The organism is Psychrobacillus sp. FSL K6-1267 (genome assembly GCF_038003265.1).
In the GTDB taxonomy this organism is placed as follows: Bacteria; Bacillota; Bacilli; order Bacillales_A; family Planococcaceae; genus Psychrobacillus; species Psychrobacillus faecigallinarum.
In genome coordinates, this window is record NZ_JBBOOR010000001.1 from 2,965,622 (window position 1) to 2,982,384 (window position 16,763).

19 protein-coding genes are annotated in these 16,763 nt (G+C 35.2%); 7 read left to right on the forward strand and 12 right to left on the reverse strand.

Annotation, left to right across the window (positions count from 1 at the left end; translation table 11 throughout):
* Window positions 1-2: 2 nt before the first annotated feature.
* The 7 genes from MHB55_RS15285 to MHB55_RS15315 all read right to left on the reverse strand — a co-directional run bounded on the left by MHB55_RS15285 (window position 3) and on the right by MHB55_RS15315 (window position 5,110).
* Entirely contained in the window at window positions 3-1,040 is a 1,038-nt protein-coding gene (locus MHB55_RS15285; RefSeq protein ID WP_340863567.1) for a glycosyltransferase, read from the reverse strand.
* A 94-nt stretch (window positions 1,041-1,134) separates the two neighbouring features.
* Complete coding sequence (locus MHB55_RS15290; protein WP_340863568.1) at window positions 1,135-1,827, reverse strand: CpsD/CapB family tyrosine-protein kinase; 693 nt, start codon at window positions 1,825-1,827, stop codon at window positions 1,135-1,137.
* Window positions 1,796-2,554, reverse strand: coding sequence for a YveK family protein (locus MHB55_RS15295; protein ID WP_340863569.1), 759 nt, complete (start codon window positions 2,552-2,554; stop codon window positions 1,796-1,798). The genes MHB55_RS15290 and MHB55_RS15295 overlap by 32 nt, the downstream gene beginning before the upstream one ends.
* A gap of 50 nt (window positions 2,555-2,604) precedes the next feature.
* Window positions 2,605-3,186, reverse strand: coding sequence for a sugar transferase (locus MHB55_RS15300; protein WP_225321648.1), 582 nt, complete (start codon window positions 3,184-3,186; stop codon window positions 2,605-2,607).
* A gap of 492 nt (window positions 3,187-3,678) precedes the next feature.
* A complete protein-coding gene (locus MHB55_RS15305) occupies window positions 3,679-4,167 on the reverse strand; it encodes an MgtC/SapB family protein (protein WP_144538689.1) in 489 nt (162 codons plus the stop codon).
* A gap of 62 nt (window positions 4,168-4,229) precedes the next feature.
* Window positions 4,230-4,580: a VOC family protein gene (locus MHB55_RS15310; protein WP_340863571.1), complete on the reverse strand. Its 351-nt coding sequence runs from the start codon at window positions 4,578-4,580 to the stop codon at window positions 4,230-4,232.
* Between the two features lie 65 nt (window positions 4,581-4,645).
* Window positions 4,646-5,110: an SAM-dependent methyltransferase gene (locus MHB55_RS15315; protein WP_340863572.1), complete on the reverse strand. Its 465-nt coding sequence runs from the start codon at window positions 5,108-5,110 to the stop codon at window positions 4,646-4,648.
* A gap of 151 nt (window positions 5,111-5,261) precedes the next feature.
* Here MHB55_RS15315 and MHB55_RS15320 point away from each other — a divergent pair, with 151 nt between their 5' ends.
* Together MHB55_RS15320 and MHB55_RS15325 are read left to right on the forward strand one after the other, a co-directional pair.
* Window positions 5,262-5,693 (forward strand): GNAT family N-acetyltransferase, encoded by a 432-nt coding sequence (locus tag MHB55_RS15320; protein ID WP_340863573.1) that lies wholly within the window; start codon window positions 5,262-5,264, stop codon window positions 5,691-5,693.
* A gap of 1,125 nt (window positions 5,694-6,818) precedes the next feature.
* Window positions 6,819-9,836: an efflux RND transporter permease subunit gene (locus tag MHB55_RS15325; protein WP_340863574.1), complete on the forward strand. Its 3,018-nt coding sequence runs from the start codon at window positions 6,819-6,821 to the stop codon at window positions 9,834-9,836.
* 60 nt (window positions 9,837-9,896) lie between these two features.
* Here the strand turns inward: MHB55_RS15325 and MHB55_RS15330 are convergent, their stop codons facing one another.
* A complete protein-coding gene (locus MHB55_RS15330) occupies window positions 9,897-10,748 on the reverse strand; it encodes a hypothetical protein (protein ID WP_144538699.1) in 852 nt (283 codons plus the stop codon).
* 257 nt (window positions 10,749-11,005) lie between these two features.
* On the opposite strand from MHB55_RS15330, the gene MHB55_RS15335 reads away from it, so the two are divergent.
* A complete protein-coding gene (locus MHB55_RS15335; protein ID WP_151113256.1) occupies window positions 11,006-11,488 on the forward strand; it encodes an RNA polymerase sigma factor in 483 nt (160 codons plus the stop codon).
* Complete coding sequence (locus MHB55_RS15340) at window positions 11,478-12,365, forward strand: zf-HC2 domain-containing protein (RefSeq protein WP_191697707.1); 888 nt, start codon at window positions 11,478-11,480, stop codon at window positions 12,363-12,365. The genes MHB55_RS15335 and MHB55_RS15340 overlap by 11 nt, the downstream gene beginning before the upstream one ends.
* A 173-nt stretch (window positions 12,366-12,538) precedes the next feature.
* Here MHB55_RS15340 and MHB55_RS15345 read toward each other — a convergent pair whose 3' ends face one another.
* From MHB55_RS15345 to MHB55_RS15360, 4 genes are all read right to left on the reverse strand, one after another.
* Window positions 12,539-12,748: a hypothetical protein gene (locus MHB55_RS15345; RefSeq protein ID WP_191697709.1), complete on the reverse strand. Its 210-nt coding sequence runs from the start codon at window positions 12,746-12,748 to the stop codon at window positions 12,539-12,541.
* 132 nt (window positions 12,749-12,880) lie between these two features.
* Window positions 12,881-13,420, reverse strand: coding sequence for a hypothetical protein (locus tag MHB55_RS15350; protein WP_191697710.1), 540 nt, complete (start codon window positions 13,418-13,420; stop codon window positions 12,881-12,883).
* Window positions 13,421-13,457: 37 nt separating this feature from the next.
* Window positions 13,458-13,976 (reverse strand): hypothetical protein, encoded by a 519-nt coding sequence (locus tag MHB55_RS15355; RefSeq protein WP_191697712.1) that lies wholly within the window; start codon window positions 13,974-13,976, stop codon window positions 13,458-13,460.
* Window positions 13,977-14,138: 162 nt separating this feature from the next.
* Window positions 14,139-14,504, reverse strand: a complete 366-nt coding sequence (locus MHB55_RS15360; RefSeq protein ID WP_340863577.1) for a hypothetical protein — start codon at window positions 14,502-14,504, stop codon at window positions 14,139-14,141.
* Between the two features lie 408 nt (window positions 14,505-14,912).
* Between MHB55_RS15360 and MHB55_RS15365 the strand changes: the two genes are divergently transcribed.
* From MHB55_RS15365 to MHB55_RS15375, 3 genes are all read left to right on the forward strand, one after another.
* A complete protein-coding gene (locus tag MHB55_RS15365; RefSeq protein WP_154310147.1) occupies window positions 14,913-15,170 on the forward strand; it encodes a DUF3953 domain-containing protein in 258 nt (85 codons plus the stop codon).
* 253 nt (window positions 15,171-15,423) lie between these two features.
* Window positions 15,424-16,065 (forward strand): DUF3885 domain-containing protein, encoded by a 642-nt coding sequence (locus MHB55_RS15370; protein ID WP_154310145.1) that lies wholly within the window; start codon window positions 15,424-15,426, stop codon window positions 16,063-16,065.
* Window positions 16,066-16,105: 40 nt separating this feature from the next.
* Window positions 16,106-16,465, forward strand: coding sequence for a hypothetical protein (locus tag MHB55_RS15375; RefSeq protein ID WP_154310143.1), 360 nt, complete (start codon window positions 16,106-16,108; stop codon window positions 16,463-16,465).
* Window positions 16,466-16,763: the final 298 nt, after the last annotated feature.

The following is a 16,763-nucleotide window of genomic DNA, read 5'->3' on the forward strand; positions in this document are numbered from 1 at the left end:
GCCTACTGTAGAACACTACTGTATACCTGTCCAAGATGATATTTAAATTGAGCAATATCACTTAACTCTTCTGCTCTTTGATATGCACCTTTTTTTAACCTTTGGTATTCTTCTACAGAATTTAACAGTATGATTATCGCCTCTACAAACTCAAAATCATTTTCACAAATGTACGAGCATGAATCATCTACTATATTGTCTATGCCTGGTAGAAGAGGCACTATCACAGGCTTACTTAAAGCTAGTGCTTCCATTAGAACCATAGGCAAACCTTCTGATTTGGATGTCATTACAAAAACTTTAGAGTGTAAAAGTGCTGGGTAAGGATTCATTTGGAATCCTCTTATTTCAATATTTTTTTGCAAATTTCTTTGTAAAATAACTTTTTGACATACTTGCTCTAGAGACCCGCCACCTAGCATGACAACTCTAAGATTTGGAATTATTTCAATCACCTTTTCACATATCTCAATAAATCGAAGCGGATTTTTTATATCTTCATATCTACCGATAAATGCTATATCAAAATCTTTATCCTCCACTAAAAGGGCATTTTTCTTTATCGCATTTATATCTACGATGTTTTTTATTGAGATACATCTAGAAGGAAATCTATTTAAAAATGAAGTTTCTTTTATGATAGGAGATACTACAACTATTTTTTGTATTTTTAAGCATGCTAGAAAAAATACGATAGAATATTTATTTACAGATTGAAGCCAATGTGGATTTTGATGAATATGGGATATAACTGGAATAGTAAAAGTTGCTAACGAACATTTTATAGTTGCAGTAAAATCATGGGCATGTATTAAATCGGGTTTCCATTCTCTAATAATTTTTCTGAGTTGCCGTATAGATAGTTGTTTCATTTCTACATGCTCAATACCTCTGTTTTGTAGAACGTCTTCAATTAACCCACTCGGAGAAGCATAAGCACTTTCATATGAATCTGAAAGAGTGGTGATAATTCCAATTGCTACGTTTTCTGCTCCAGCCAAATCATTAGAACTTAATACATGTAATATTCTTTTTTTCATTTCAACCCCCCCCTGTATTTTAAAAGTAAGAGCCACTTCACGTTAGAAATTTATTTTGAAAACAATTAAACAAGTTACTTCTAATGGGGTTAGTTTACTTATCTCCGTAATACTGATAGTAATAATGATCTTTTTCTATTTTGTAATTGTTCAAAATCATACCTATAACCTTTGCCTGAGAGTTATCAAGTGCGTCTTTTACTTTGCTTAAGGTCTTTTTTTCTGTTTTACCTGCACTTATCACTATTAATGTCCCATCACATTTATTGGCTAATATTTGCGCATCTGAAACTGAAAGTATTGGAGGAGCATCATAAATGATAAGATCGTATAGTTTCCTTGTTTCTTTTATAAAATTATCCATTTCAGCTGAATCTAATATTTCGTTTGGATTAGATGGGATGGTACCACAGGTTATTAGATCCAAATACTCTTTACCTGAATTCTTAATGATACTTGGAAGGCTCTCCTCATTCCGCAGGAAACAACTTAGTCCTTTGGAGATATGTTTATTGAATGTATAATGGACTGTCGGTTTTCTTAAATCGGCATCTACCAGCAATACCTTTTTTCCTGCTTGTGCAAAGATCAAAGCTAAATTGGAGGCTATTGTCGACTTTCCTTCACCTACAGAAGGAGAGGTAATAAGAAGAGTTTTAAATTCCCTATCTCTCATTGCAAACTTAATATTTGCCCTTATTGTACGAAACTGCTCAGCAACTATTGAATTTAGATGAGAGTTCAATACTAGTCTTTTACCCTTCGGAATGGTCTTTTTCTGGATCACTTTTTTCCCTCCTCCTCCTCTTTCTTTGTGTTCCTACAACATCCATCACATTTGTATTTATTGGACTAACTATACCCAGCAAGGGATAGTCAATAAGTTCTTCTATATCCTCTTCAGTCTTGACAGTAGTATTAATGAGGTAGAGAAAATAAGCTAAACCTACTCCGAAAACAACTCCTAGGATGCTAGAAATTATTAAATTTAATGGTAGGTTAGGCTTAATAGGCTTAACGCTCTTCTTTTCTAGTGCTGGAGATAAAACAGTGACATTATCAATGCTCATAATTTTTTTTATCTCTTCTTGAAATACATCTGCAGTCATATTGGCTGTTGCTACGGCTGTTTTAAGTTTTTCATGCTCAACAGAAATATTTAATACCTGAGAATTTTGTTCATTCGTTACAGATATTTCTTCAGCAAGAAGATCTGATGTCGTTAACAAAGAAAGATTTTCAATGACCTTATCTAAAATGACAGGACTTTTAATAATGACATTATAAGTATTTATAATTTGTAAATTTGATTGAATATCTTGAGTTTCTAAACGGTTACTACTTTTTTCTTTTTGATTAATAAGAAGTTGAGTGGTAGCTTCATATTTAGGTGTTAGAAAAAAGTAGCTAACAACACCTGTTATTAGCACAAATGAAAGAAAGACTGTTATTAACAATATTCTTTTCTTCCTTAACAGTAGATAGAACTCATTGAGACTCATATCCTTATCCATGTTTATCTACTCCCTCTATTTACAACTATCAATTAAGTTTCGTCTTTTGACTATGAGGACCATTTTCCTGTTACAACTATCCAAAATGTATTTATTAATATTTTTAAATCTAAGAAAAAGGAACAGTTCTCTACGTAATACAAATCATATTTTAATTTTTCACCATGAGTAATGGTTGACCTACCTCGAATTTGAGCGTATCCAGTAATTCCCGGTCTCATAAGTAAGCGTTTTTTTTGTATAGGAGAATAATGTGTAGTAATCTCAATCATTTCTGGCCTAGGTCCAACTAAGCTCATATCTCCAATTAACACATTCCATAATTGGGGCAATTCATCTATGCTATATTTCCTGTAAATTTTTCCTACCTTCGTTATTTTAATATGGTCTGGCTTTTCAAATGTAAAGTTTTGAGGCACTTCGTAGCCCCACTGATAGGAATGACCTGGAGAATCTACATCTGATGAATCCATTGTTCGAAACTTCCATATTAAAAAAATCCGTTCATGTCGTCCTCCCCTTAGCTGATAAAAAAATATAGGAAAACCTGAGACAAAATATGAAATTATAGAAAAAATTAAGAGAAATGGAGAGAGAATAACTAGAAGAATAAAACTCCCTAAAATATCCAATAATCGCTTTCCATATTTTTGATAAATTACAGATTCCTCCTTTCAAAAATAATTATTATTCTGTACTAGTTCTTTTACATTCATTCTGGATTAATTCGTAATACTAAAGAAATATATGAAAAAAAACTAAAAGTATTATTTTAAAATAATATAATTAATCAGACGCTTATAAATTACCTTCTAGCAAATTAATTAACTCTTTTGTTTTGAAGTTACTTAAAATTCGACCTCATAATTTTTCTTAATAGAGTATATTCACTTAGACAAGCAATAAAGAACAAAAATTTATGATTGTTTTAAGAAAATCCACGACAAAAAAACACCAGTTGTGCCTTAACTGGTGTTTTGAACATTATTAGTGAAACTTTCAATAGAGTACTTGTTTAACAAAGCTCAAAGAAAACGATAAGATATAAAAGCTGATAATATAAATTGGTAGACGAGAGAAAAATTTAAAACATTTCTATGTAAATAAATTTTTCTTTGTTTTCATTATTCACCATCGCTATCACTATCTTTATCATCAACTTCCTTTCCTCTTGGTGGAAGCATGCCCATTTTCTCTAATAGTTTAGGTAGATTCATCGCTACAAACATAAACACAACAGTAATTATTGCTAAGTCGTAAGCGCCATAGCCAATCGTTAAGCCAACGCAGGCAGTAATCCAAAGATTTGCTGCAGTAGTTAGTCCTCTTTTTACATTATCCTTGTCTACCCAAATAACCCCTGCTCCAAGGAACCCAATTCCACTGATGACTTGAGCAGCTAAGCGCATTGGGTCCATGTATGGCCCTTGGTTTAACGTGGATAAGCTCATGGCTAATGTAGAGCCTAAGCAAACTAAAATATGTGTCCGTATACCGGCAGGCTTATGCTTAATAGCTCTCTCCAGGCCAATTAGCAATCCGATAAACGTTGCAACAGCTAATCTAATGTACAGATCAACATGTGAGTTAAATAATGAAGTGATAAAATCCATTGAGCATTACCTCCCTTAACAGGTTAGTCTAATTCTACAGTATATTGCTCTTTGGAAAGTCTTTATTCCCAAAAACAGATCTGTGACTTGTTGCCATCTAAATCATATAGCTCAAAATAAGTATTAATGCCATCCTTTTGTATCGACGACACTCGGACTCCGCGAGCCGAGAGTAGCTGATGGGTCTCATCAATGCTTGAAGAAAAGAAGATTGGATATGTAGCATTATCTTGTGCAGCCGGCTCTCCCTTTTCTAACGTCAATGGGACACTGCTCTCTCCAATTTTCAAAATAACGTAGTGGTCTTCCTTGTAATGCTCCTCTAGTCCTAACATTTCCTTATACCATCGACTTGCCTTTTCAATCTCACGGACCTTTAAACAGACAGTATCAATTCGTTCAATTAAGCTCATAGTTTCTCCTCCCCAAAAAGATATTTTATGTTTTATTCGCGAAAGAACGCTCATTTCCTTTTAAGTTACTCCCAATAATTCGACATCAAGTCAACTGACCAGTTTGGCTGTTTTACCTCTCCCTTTGGAAGAAATTCGTTCATGACAGGCTTAATGTCTAAAACCGGAGTTCCATCTATGGCATCCAACCCTTTTACAAAGATTGATAATCCCTCCCTTTTAATGAGTTCCACAGTAGTAAGCCCTATTTTATTTGGACGATTTTTACCACGTTGCGCGAATATACCAACCTTCGGGTAGTCCGTGTTATTTCTCGGATGCCTAGCAGTATATTGAATCTTATCGTCTGATACAAGGTGAAATAAAAAAATAATCTCTACATGACTAAATGCGTCAATACCATCTAAACTTGTCACGTCCCAATCATTGTTCAATCTTATCTCAGATACTACTTGACCCCAATAATCATCCTCCGGAGTTTTTCTAGTGTTATGTACCGTTCCAATAGAACTAACGTTAAATGTATTCATAATATTCTCCCCCTTTAGACAAGCATAGCAAATCATTCTTAAACGAAACATTACTTATTTGTTATATGAGGTGATAGATAATTCAAATGAGGACATTAAAGGATTCTCATCAAACCTTGTGGAAATAAAATAGCATAAAGGGGGGAATGAAATGATTACACAAGCAACTAAAGAGGAAGTCGAATTTATTCTTTCTCATGCAGTAAGCTCTACTTATGATGCAACTCAAATGGAAATTAGTGAAGAAAAGGCAGTCGCAATGCTCCAAGGAGTTTTAGATAAAGGAGGGTTCTACTTAATTGCCAAAGAAGAAGACGGTACCATTACTGGATGGATACTGCTAGGAAAAAACACAGATTACTTTACGGATCAAACATATGGTTTTATTTATGAAATTTATGTACTACCCGAGCACAGAGGGAAAGGTCTATCTAAGTTGCTAATAAACGAAGGAAACGCCTATTGGAAGAGCCAGGGCTACGACGAGGTTCGTCTAAATGTCTTTGCCTCCAATTTCGCTAAGGAAATTTATAAAAAAATGGGCTTCGAAGAGATCAACTTCATCATGAAAGCAAAGTTATAAATAGATTTAGTAATGACATACACACCTATGGGGCTCTTGAATCTTTCAAGAGCCCTTTCCTTTGTATAGCAAGATTATGACCGTTCGCAATAAAATTTTAGACAGATTATACATGCAATCAATGCTAAACCGGCTCTATTTAGTGTTTTTTAATTAGAAAGCAAGCTCCAACATAGATATTTGAAGCAGAAAAACAAAATTATGACCGTTCAGAGTACATTTATGACCGGATAGATTTTTTTATGACCGGATAGGAAAATTTATGACCGCATAAGCCGGATTTATGACCGGATAGAAAATTTTATGACCGTTCGCAATAAAATCAACCTTTTGGACAGATTCATCATGTAATTAAGGCTAATCTGGCCCTATATAGTGTTTTTTAATTAGAAAGCAAGCTCCAGCATAGACATTTGAAGCAGAAAAACAAACTTATGACCGTTCGGAGCACATTTATGACCGGATAGGAAAATTTATGACCGCATAAGCCGGATTTATGACCGGATAGATATATTTATGACCGTTCGCAATAAAATTAGCCTTTTGCGCAGTTTATCATGCAATTAAGGCTAATCCGGCCCTATATAGTGTTTTTTAAACAGTGAGCAAGCTCCAGCATAGACATTTGAAGCAGAAAAACAAACTTATGACCGTTCGCAACAAAATCAACCTTTTGGACAGATTCATCATGTAATTAAGGCTAATCTGGCCCTATTTAGTGTTTTTTTATTAGAAAGCAAGCTCCAGCATAGACATTTGAAGCAGAAAAACAAACTTATGACCGTTCGGAGCACATTTATGACCGGATAGATTTTTTTATGACCGGATAGGAAAATTTATGACCGCATAAGCCGGATTTATGACCGGATAGAAAATTTTATGACCGTTCGCACTCATTTGCCCATTATCTCCCTATAAAAAACTCCTTCTTTAAGCCCTATAATCTTATCAGCCTCCAGACCTAGCAATAGTTAATCCTCTCGCTCAATGTGGAAATCATTTCTATTTTCTACAATGAAATGGTAAAGCAATGAAAGGAGTAACTAGCGCTGTAAATTAATTGAAAATTATAACATCAAGATGCACTCATACGTACTGTTCTTAATTCAAAGGAGGAGTTGGAAGATGTCGAGTTTTACCAGATGGGCATTTGGCAATAAAGCGGGTGTAGCGGTATTAACCGTTTTAGTATTAGTAATTGGAGTGTTTAGTTATTTTAGATTGCCGATGGAGTTTTTACCCTCTGCCGATAATCCGCAGGTAACCATTATCACTATGGGACCTGGTACAGATGCGAAAACGATGGAGAGCGAAGTGACCAGTCCTATTGAGAGGGCTGTTGTTGGATTGAACGGTAAGTCTTCGGTTTATTCTAGAACCGGGGATGGGTATTCCCATGTAGATCTTGTGTATGAATCTGGCTATGATATGAAACAAGCAAAACAAGAAGTGCAGGAGGCATTGACCCGTGTACCTTTGCCACCTTCTATATCCGAACCAGTTGTTTCCCAGCTTCACACATCCATGATCCCAATTATCAATATTGCGATCACATTTGAGGACGGCCTCACTTCTGAAAACATGGAGCTTGCGAAAAATGAGCTGAAGTCACGTTTTCAAGAGGTTAAAGGAGTTGCAAATGTTGATGTGTATGGGATTACTGAATCCACCATTTCGATTCGTTTAGATGAGGACAAATTAGCGGATTCTCAAATTCCTCTTCAATCGGTAATGACAATCCTCCAGGGGCAAAATACGGCTGTTTCTGTTGGTGAGAAAAATATCGATGGGAAGACGAGCAATATCAAAGTGATTGGTGACTTAACTAGCATAGAAAAGCTAAAAAATCTCTCGATAGTCCCTGATGTGACGTTAGTCGAAATTGCAGTAATTGAAGAGACAATTGACTCCAGCTTTATTAGTAGATTTAATGGCAAGGAAAGCTTAGATATAAGCATTACAAAGGATAGCACATCGAATGCTGTTACAATCAGCAAGGAAATCGAGCAAGTGACAAAAGAATTGAATGAACAATATAAGCAGCAGAAGTCTGTTATTTATGTATCCTCTTCTGATTTGGTTCAAAATTCTGTTCACACAATGATGAAAGAGGTTTTGCTTGGCGCACTTTTTGCAACCATTGTTATTATGATTTTCCTACGCAATATCCGCTCTACTTTCATAACAATTATTTCTATTCCGTTATCCCTTTGCTTAACGCTATTTTTACTCTGGATTTCGGGAGTTACGCTCAATATTTTAACACTAGGTGGTGTAGCTGTTGCGGTTGGCCGTTTAGTAGATGACAGTATTGTCGTTATTGAAAATATTTTCCGGAAGATGCAAACGGAGAAGTTTTCTGTTCAGATGGTCATAGATGCTACAAAGCAGGTAGGGGTTGCGATTACCGCATCAACGCTTACAACAGTGGCAGTATTCCTTCCTATGAGTTTATTGGATGGCACCCTGCAGGATTTCCTTCTTCCGTTTGCTTTAACAGTAACCTATTCTCTATTAGCCTCCTTGTTAGTAGCACTGACTGTCGTTCCTATTATGAGCGCAGGCTTATTGAAAAACACGAAACTTCCGGAGCATAAACCCGCTGTCCGTTTTCCAAAGGCTGTAACCTGGTCTTTAAATCATAAGTGGGTTATCTTTGTAGTTTCTTTATTCCTGTTTGCTGGCTCAATTGGCACTTACCTTTTAATTCCTAAAGGAGCAGTGGATAATTCTTCTGCGGATTTTATTACGGCTTCCTTAAGCTATCCGTCTAATACACCTGTAGAGGAGGTTAAGGAAAAAACGATTGAAATGGAATCCCTTATTCGGGAGATGGAGGAAGTCGATTTTGTTTTTGCACAAGTTGGTACGCCTCCCGAAGCAGCACAATATGGATCTGTAGGATCTCAGACCGAGGCACTTTTTAGCATTTTATTGGACGACAAAAAAGATATAGATAAGGTCATAGAGGCTATAGAAGAAAAACGCGGTCAGTTTCCAAAGGCTGAATTAGAAATTACTGCTGCTTCCTTTATGATGGGAGGAACTAGCACAAGTATTAACATTGATATTGTGGGCGATGACTTAGCAAGTCTGGAAAAGCTGGCACCAGTTATTCAAGAGAAGATAGAGCCTATTGAAGGAATCGAAAAGGTAACTACGAATCAGGATGAAAAGAAAACAGTACACTCCTTGGTAGTCGATTCATCTAAAGGAAACACCGAGCAAATTGCACAGCAATTAAGTGTTATGTTGAACAAGACACCTATCGGAACAATCCAGGTAGAGGATAAGCAAAAAACAGTTTTTCTAGAACCAATATTAGATACTAAAACACCAGAGGATTTAAAGGCTATCCAGATAATGACAAGCGATGGTCCTGTTCCTGTATCTTCTATAGCTACGCTACAAACTGAGCAACGCTCCACTATTCAGCTGCATAAGGATGGGAAGACTTATCTCCGAGTAACGGCATCTGTGGATCCAGCTAAGCTTTCAGAGGTAGCAAGTGACATGAATATTGCTATTTTTGGAGATAATGAAAAGGAAAAAGGTATAGACATTCCAAAGGACACACAGGTTTTCATTGGTGGCTCCAGCAGTCAACAAGCAGAGGAATTTGAAGATTTATTTTTAATCATGCTCGTTTCTATTGGCCTAGTTTTTCTAATTATGGTCATTACCTTTAAATCTATAAGAACTCCAATTGCCATTCTTTGTTCCCTACCCCTAGCTGCAATCGGTGCAGTTTTAGGAATAGTGATTAGCGGGATTTCTGTAGATATCACCGCATTACTAGGTGCTTTGATGTTAATCGGAATTGTTGTTACCAATGCTATTGTATTATTGGACAGAGTAAAGCAAAATGAAAAAACCATGACCATTCGCGAGTCCTTAGTAGAAGCAACCTCTACAAGAATGCGACCAATATTCATGACAGCAATCGCCACTATATGTGCAATGCTTCCACTGTTGTTAAAGCAAGCGGAAACAGGTAGCCTTGTATCACAAAGTCTTGCAATCGTCGTGATTGGTGGGCTTGCAATGGCAACGCTTCTAACCTTAATAGTTGTGCCATGTATTTATGAGCTACTCTATTATAGAAAGTCTAGGAAGCAAAGAATGGCGAAAGAAAGAAGCTAAATATGTTAATCATAAATAAAACCAGATCTAGCTCAATGACTAGATCTGGTTTTATCTTTTTTATTTGAAAGAAATTAGTTCTCCCACAGTATTTCCATCATTACCTACTGCTTTAATAATTCCAACACCTGGAGCTAAATAAAACGTAACTCCATATTCTTTACTTTTGAATATGACAACATTTTGGAATGTCCCTGCTTTGACCTTTACAGTACTAGTTGTACTAATAACATCTATATTTTGTGTTACTCTGTTGTTTTCTTCATCATAGAAAATTTCTTTTGTTTGCTTGCCTTCAATTAGAGGAAATTCAATAGCAAATAATCCCCAATCTGTATGATTCACACCAAAAGAAAAAATCTGTTTACCTTCGACATTGTTAATCTCATTATACACATAACTCTCATATTGCTTACCTGGAACGGTTAAAATAGTTTGAATATAACCATCTTCCTTTATAACAGTAGTAACGAAATCTCTTTTAGTATTCTCTGTAAAACTTGGAGAATAAGTAAGCTTCATACCCGCTTTTGGGACTAGCCCACCGTTTACCTCTTTGTTAAGCAAAGCAAGTTTGCTTTTTGAAGGAGTTTCATATTTTACTTTTGACCCCTTTTGAACAAAGCTACTTGCACCTAATCCGTATAAGCCACCGTTTGAACTCTTATAAGTGTAGACTCTATATTCTTCACCTTTTTTAAGTGTTCTCACTTTGCTAAGTGAGCCATTAGCTCCGATTTTTACTAAGTCGGTGTCCGCTAGAATTGTTACTTTACCAATTTGTCCTACTTTTAGTTCCGTCTTACCCCACATCACCTTGTGTGTGGCTGCCTCTGCGGATGTATTAGCTGTCGCCGTAATTCCCAAAGCTAAAACACCTACTAGTACTGCTTTACTAAGTTTTTTAATCATTTTAACTCTCTCCCTTCCCTCTTATTCTATCAGAAAATAAAAAAATATAGTTGATATTGGTTAAATATAATAAAATTTGTAATTTTAAAATATTATTTTCATATATTTTCCATTTATTATACAATAACATCTTCTAAAATTCGTGTTTCCTAATTAACCCCTTTTCTCATGCTAAGATAGAGTATAAAAAATAAATTCTAAAAGTTTGTAACGAATTGATAATTTTATAGATATATAGGGTGAAAGGAGGTTGAACATTGGGGGAGCTTACGGAAATTTATAAGCAATATGCGGATGGTGTCTTTAAATATTTGATGGTTCTTTGCAACAATACAGACGTTGCAGAGGAGCTAACACAGGAGACTTTTTATCAGGCAGTTCGATCAATCGATAATTATAATGGTGAGTGCAAAATGTCAGTTTGGCTCTGTCAAATTGCCAAGCATACATATTATAAATACGTAGATAAGCAAGTAAAACAGCCAAAACAAGCCAATGCGCCAAACCATGTACCTTCACTCGAAAGCAACCTAATTGAGAACGAAAATAAAATTGCGCTTTATCGTACGATTCATTTGTTGGAGGAGCCATTTAAAGAAATTGTGCTGCTGCGTATGTTAGGTGGCCTAAGCTTTAAGGAGATTGGTGAAATACACAAAAAAAATGAAAATTGGGCAAGGGTTAGTTTTTACCGAGCGAAGTTAAAATTAAGGGAGAGAGGAATTTTAGATGAAGAATGAATGCTATATTGTACGTGATTTGTTACCCACTTACATAGATAAGCTTTGTAGTCTAGAGAGTGCAGAGTTTGTAGATCAACATATTGCCACATGTGACAAATGTACACAAATCGCAAAACAAATGCGTGCTGAATTCGATATAGATGAAAACGTGGACATAACGGCTAATATGGAACAAAAGAAACCATTAAAAAAACTTGCAAACTTTTTTAATGCACAAAGAGGTTATACAGCTTTTTTGCGTGCAGCATTTTGGATTTCACTCATAGTAACCGTTGGATTTTTCATATATTCTCTGAGTGTATTAAATGATATAAACGATGAACGAAAAGTAGCACGATCGGTTGAGCAGGAAAAGCAAGAGGTAATGGAACAGTCATTTGAAGTCTTGTCTACTAATCTAGATGAAACAGCACTTCAAAAAATATTTCAGGAATACAGCGACCATCTGCAGCATTTAGCCGTATTTTCTACCGATCACATAAATGATTTCACACTCATCAGGGAAGGGATAACACATCCTTATTCTATTGATTTTTCTCGGCTAAAAGAAGGACCTTCTAACGCTTATCCTATTAATTATTCTCAAGCGGAGTTAGTTGTTGGAGATGGTGGAACAGTTACAGAATTAATCATACCGAATGATTATGATATTGGTACTGTGGCAATGGCCAATGAAGAATGGATTATCCAATTTGAATATAAGGAAGCATATTTTGATACTGTGGAAAGGGCACATCAATCTAAATATTATGGGCCATCTAATTGGATAATCTTTCAGCTACCACTTATATTACTAGTCATCACATCGTTTATATTAGGTAACTGGATCTTTCAAAAACGTATTACCAAACCAGTGAATAATATGTTGGACTAGTATTTAAAATTAGTAGTCCCTCTTATTGCTAAATATATAGTTTGCTTGATTGCAAGAATCAACTATATGGAACACTTTTTTTAATTGAAAAGTCCAAAACTGCCTGACAAATTATTGGATTTAATATTTTTACCATAAGAAAAGAGCTGTCCTAAGGGCAGCTCTTTTGCTAATTAACGTGATGGTTTAATTGGGGCACATTCCGTACAGCTTTTTTGATTACTTCCCTTAAACTTCGTAAATGTTTTTTCAAAAAGATTCCCACAGGAACATTTAAACTGTAATTTTTGGGAGAAACCTTTATATTCAGTAGAAAGTAATTCACTTGTTGAATTCTTTTTAACATACTCACGGATTTCTTCAATCGTCCATTTTTTATTCATCATGACACCTCCGACATAGCTTCCGAATAGACATGCAGGAAGAAGCTTCGGAAACTTCCTTTCAATCGGGATCATCTGCTCCTAATCTACCTAAGGTCACTATTATATCATAGGAATTGTTTCCTTTACCATTTACACTAGCTGAAATTCAGCATCCTCGGGATACAACGAAACATAGCTATCCTGCTCCTGCTCGTAAGCAATTTCAACACCTTCTGTCAATTCGTGTTCAGATAGCTTCTTCCAGATAGTGTTAAAACCAATCTCTACATCTACGACAAAAATTGTAATTGTTCCTGCCCCTGCTCCGACCTCCAAACCACTTACGTCCCCATTTCCTGTGAAAAGGAGAGCCTCCTCTATAATATCCTCAACATCAAAGCACTTTTTCTCTGTCGCTTCAAACTGAGCTTCATCAGCTTCTTCATAGCGATACTGGACAACTAGTTTGTTCATGTCTTTGTCATTCACAAATTCATAGCCCAGATTTGCTTTTTCCTTGGCTAATTTTTTCACAATTTTTTTAGGACTTTCCCAAAACCTTAAGGACGGCCTCTCCTCTATTCCTTCTTTTCCTAATGTACCAGTTAAAATACTTAATGGAAATTTATAATTCCATGCCTGCCAATATAGCGTTTCCTTACCATTCTTCTTTATCATTCTTATCATCATCTTAACCGGTCCCCTTTGTTTTCCTTTAGATGTGCTTTTATGATTTAATATCCTTTACCATTACATCAATTGGCTCCCCACCATTGTCCAAAGATATTTGGTTAACGTTTATCAATTTCTGGCCTGATATTACTTGTCGAATTCTTTGAATGGCAATATCCATGTCTTCAACAAAGCAAGTGATAATAACCCTTGATTCGTCGTTAATATCAACACCATCCGGGAAGCCTATACTAGTTTCCATAAGCTCTTTCTCAATCATTTCATATAATTCGAAGCTAGCTTTTTTCAATACGTCATATTCACTTACTCCGTTATCATTGTGGATAACAATATCTATCGCTTCTTTTTCATCGCTATTTACGTAGCCTTGGCTCCGCTTTTCCTCTACTAATCTTTTCATCAGCTTACTTCCGTTATCAAAAAGTTTAAGCTGGATTTCTTCGGACTCTTTGCTGACTCCAATAACTCCATATTCGACGCAAATTCTCTTCTGATGCTTCCACACTTTCCAATAATGCGTTTCATGAGCTAACTTTTTGGACAGTTCATACATATAATAAAAACTCCTTTGTTTAATTATTATATTATTAATAATATTATAATTATATCTCATTTTGATAGTTTGTCGCTTTAAATACCCTTATACTAAAAGGACAGAAGAACAATTGTGTTCATTATGTAAAATTTATTCCAGTATCTAACCATTGCTTAACAATTAGTCTTTGGATTGGTATGTATTTGCGCTTATGTAGTTTCCGTCTTCCTGTAGTAAAGAGACACTGCTTTCGTTTAATAGCTTCTGTTCAAGTAAAATCTTTTGTATTGCTACAATACCTAAATCTTCATCTACTACGAAGAAATAAATGGTAGCTCCGCTTTCATTGATTGTGATACCTTCCGTATAGCCTATACCTGTAGACAATAAACTATCATTTATCTTATCTTGTAAATCATAGCTTGCCTGTCTAAAAGTCTCATATTCTGCTGCATCTTCACGATACGCAATGTCCACCTTTATTTCCTTATCCTCATGGCATTGGACAAATCCTTGATTTTCTTTCTCCTCTACTAACCGTTTCATTAATTTATTGCCTCTTTCAAATAAACTTAGCGGTTGCTCCTCACTTTTATGCTCACTCCTAGTACTCCATAGGTAAAATGTAGACTTCTTCCGGATTTCCACACCTCCCAGTAGTGTGTTTCATTAGGCAACTTTTTAAGCAGCTTATACATACTTCTCCCCCTAATCTAATTACGTATGTTAATTATATCTAACTTTCGGTATGGTTGTGGAATTCTTCTTTACAGTTTCTCTTTGTACAAGCATCATACAATCTAACTTTTTTAAATAAATTGGCTATGTTAAGGGCTGGGGTTGATTTTTCGTGAGGTGATTTTATTTGTGAAATGTTACACTTAAACGAACGTCTCAGGTTAGTTTAAATTGGTATTTTTTGAAGATGACGGATTATCTGTTGGAGGTATAAAAATGAAAGAAAAAAAGTTTGACATTTTAATGATATTTCAATTAATTTTTGCAGTCCTTGGTATGTTAGTTGGTATTTACAGTAAGGTTACGGAAAATTACAACTTACTACCATTGATGTTAATACTTCTAAGTGTAACGTTACTAATAATGGGAATACGAGAATATAAAAGAACTAAGAGTTTATTGTGGGGCATCTTTATTTTGTGCACTTCTTTATACATTTTAATCTCTGCGGTTGAAGGCATTATGATAAATTAAATAGAAGTAATATTTAACTTAAAAAACATTCAATATCTGTATTATAGTTTCTTTAATCTTGGAGGTTGGCTGGTTCTAGATACTTGCGGGATATGCAAAATTTTATTTTTTTGGCAATAAAAGAACCCACTTTTTCAAGTTTGTATTCCCTTTGCGCTTAATAGAATTATAGACATAGGTTGTATTTTTACTAACGATGCAGGTTAGTTGATTAAGGAATGGTAAAATTGAAGAAATAAAATGAGGTGTGGCAATGCTTTTAAATGACTATATTAATGAAAATTACCCTAACTTAAACCTTAGACCACCATTGTTTTATAACTGGGAAATTGGCATACGGTTCAAATTAGGGGTAGAGTGGGATGGAGAATACAATTTCGAAAACAGTACTTATGTTCAGGGGTTATATAAAAGGGCTGTCATGTTATTTGAATCCTTGCATTCACAAGACGAGGAGATTTTTGTTGTAGTAGATGTAGACGATTTTGGAAATGGAAAAACCTTTAAGCACAAAGCAAGGATTTTTTCTCCCTATGTCTATGAAAAATCAATCTTATATAAATTGAAGCATGCAGAAATACCTTATGTTTTCCCAGAAGATGATGAAGACGGGAAATGTAAAACACATAGGTTTACTCTTAAATGCAAGGCATCTGATATGAAATATATTTCATTGTTAAAGGCAGTATGCAATCAGGATTTAGGAATCCAACCAAGTATTTTTCATAGGATATATTTTATAAATATCAAAAGGAAAACCATTTTTCACGTGTACGATGATAGAGGATGTGATTTGATTGCTACCTTCCCTGAATCTATACGAGACATTTATAGCACATACAATGATTGGATATTAGATTACGACAAAGATGAAATAGATAAAGTATTTAAATAAGAAGTGCAGGTTTGTTTGAAAAAAGGAGGCGAAGTGATAAGTGGAGCAAGTAAATAGGTTTTTACGTTCTCTTATCTTTAATAAATACGATGAATTTGCAAATGCTTTGGGCTACACAAATTGGAAAGTTGCCGAAGAAAACACGTTCTATATTTATCGCCTAGAGGAAGACGCAGGTTGGTATGCAACAGAACTTCCAAGTAATAAGTGGGCAGTTTGGAATGATGAAGGACAACCCCCGTACTCTATGAGTGAATTTGCAACATGGTCCGAAGCAATTGGACAACTTCGAAAGTCATTTGTGGGAAAAGGATTACCAGAGGAATACTGGCAGCCCGAAGGATTTAAAGATAATGAGAATGTGTTTATGAAAGAACCTGACAGAGAAAAAAAGATGTAAAAAGAGAATTGCTTTATTCAACTCCCATGAAAATTAAAAAATGCCCAAAATATACAAGTTTACATACCAAAAGAGACTCAGAAATTGCTTTTTAAAAAAAGCTGAGCCTTCAGAATGTTTATATTAAGTTAGCCAGCCATAGCATCCTATACCCGTTTTTCACATTTTCATTCTCTGTGGTGTAGCGCTTGTTTTCCGCTACATGGATGGCTAACTGGTGCTTTAGTAAAAAAGGAAATCAAATTAATATGCTCTTGGCGAAAATATCCAAGGTCATTTTTTATTTGTATATTAAATC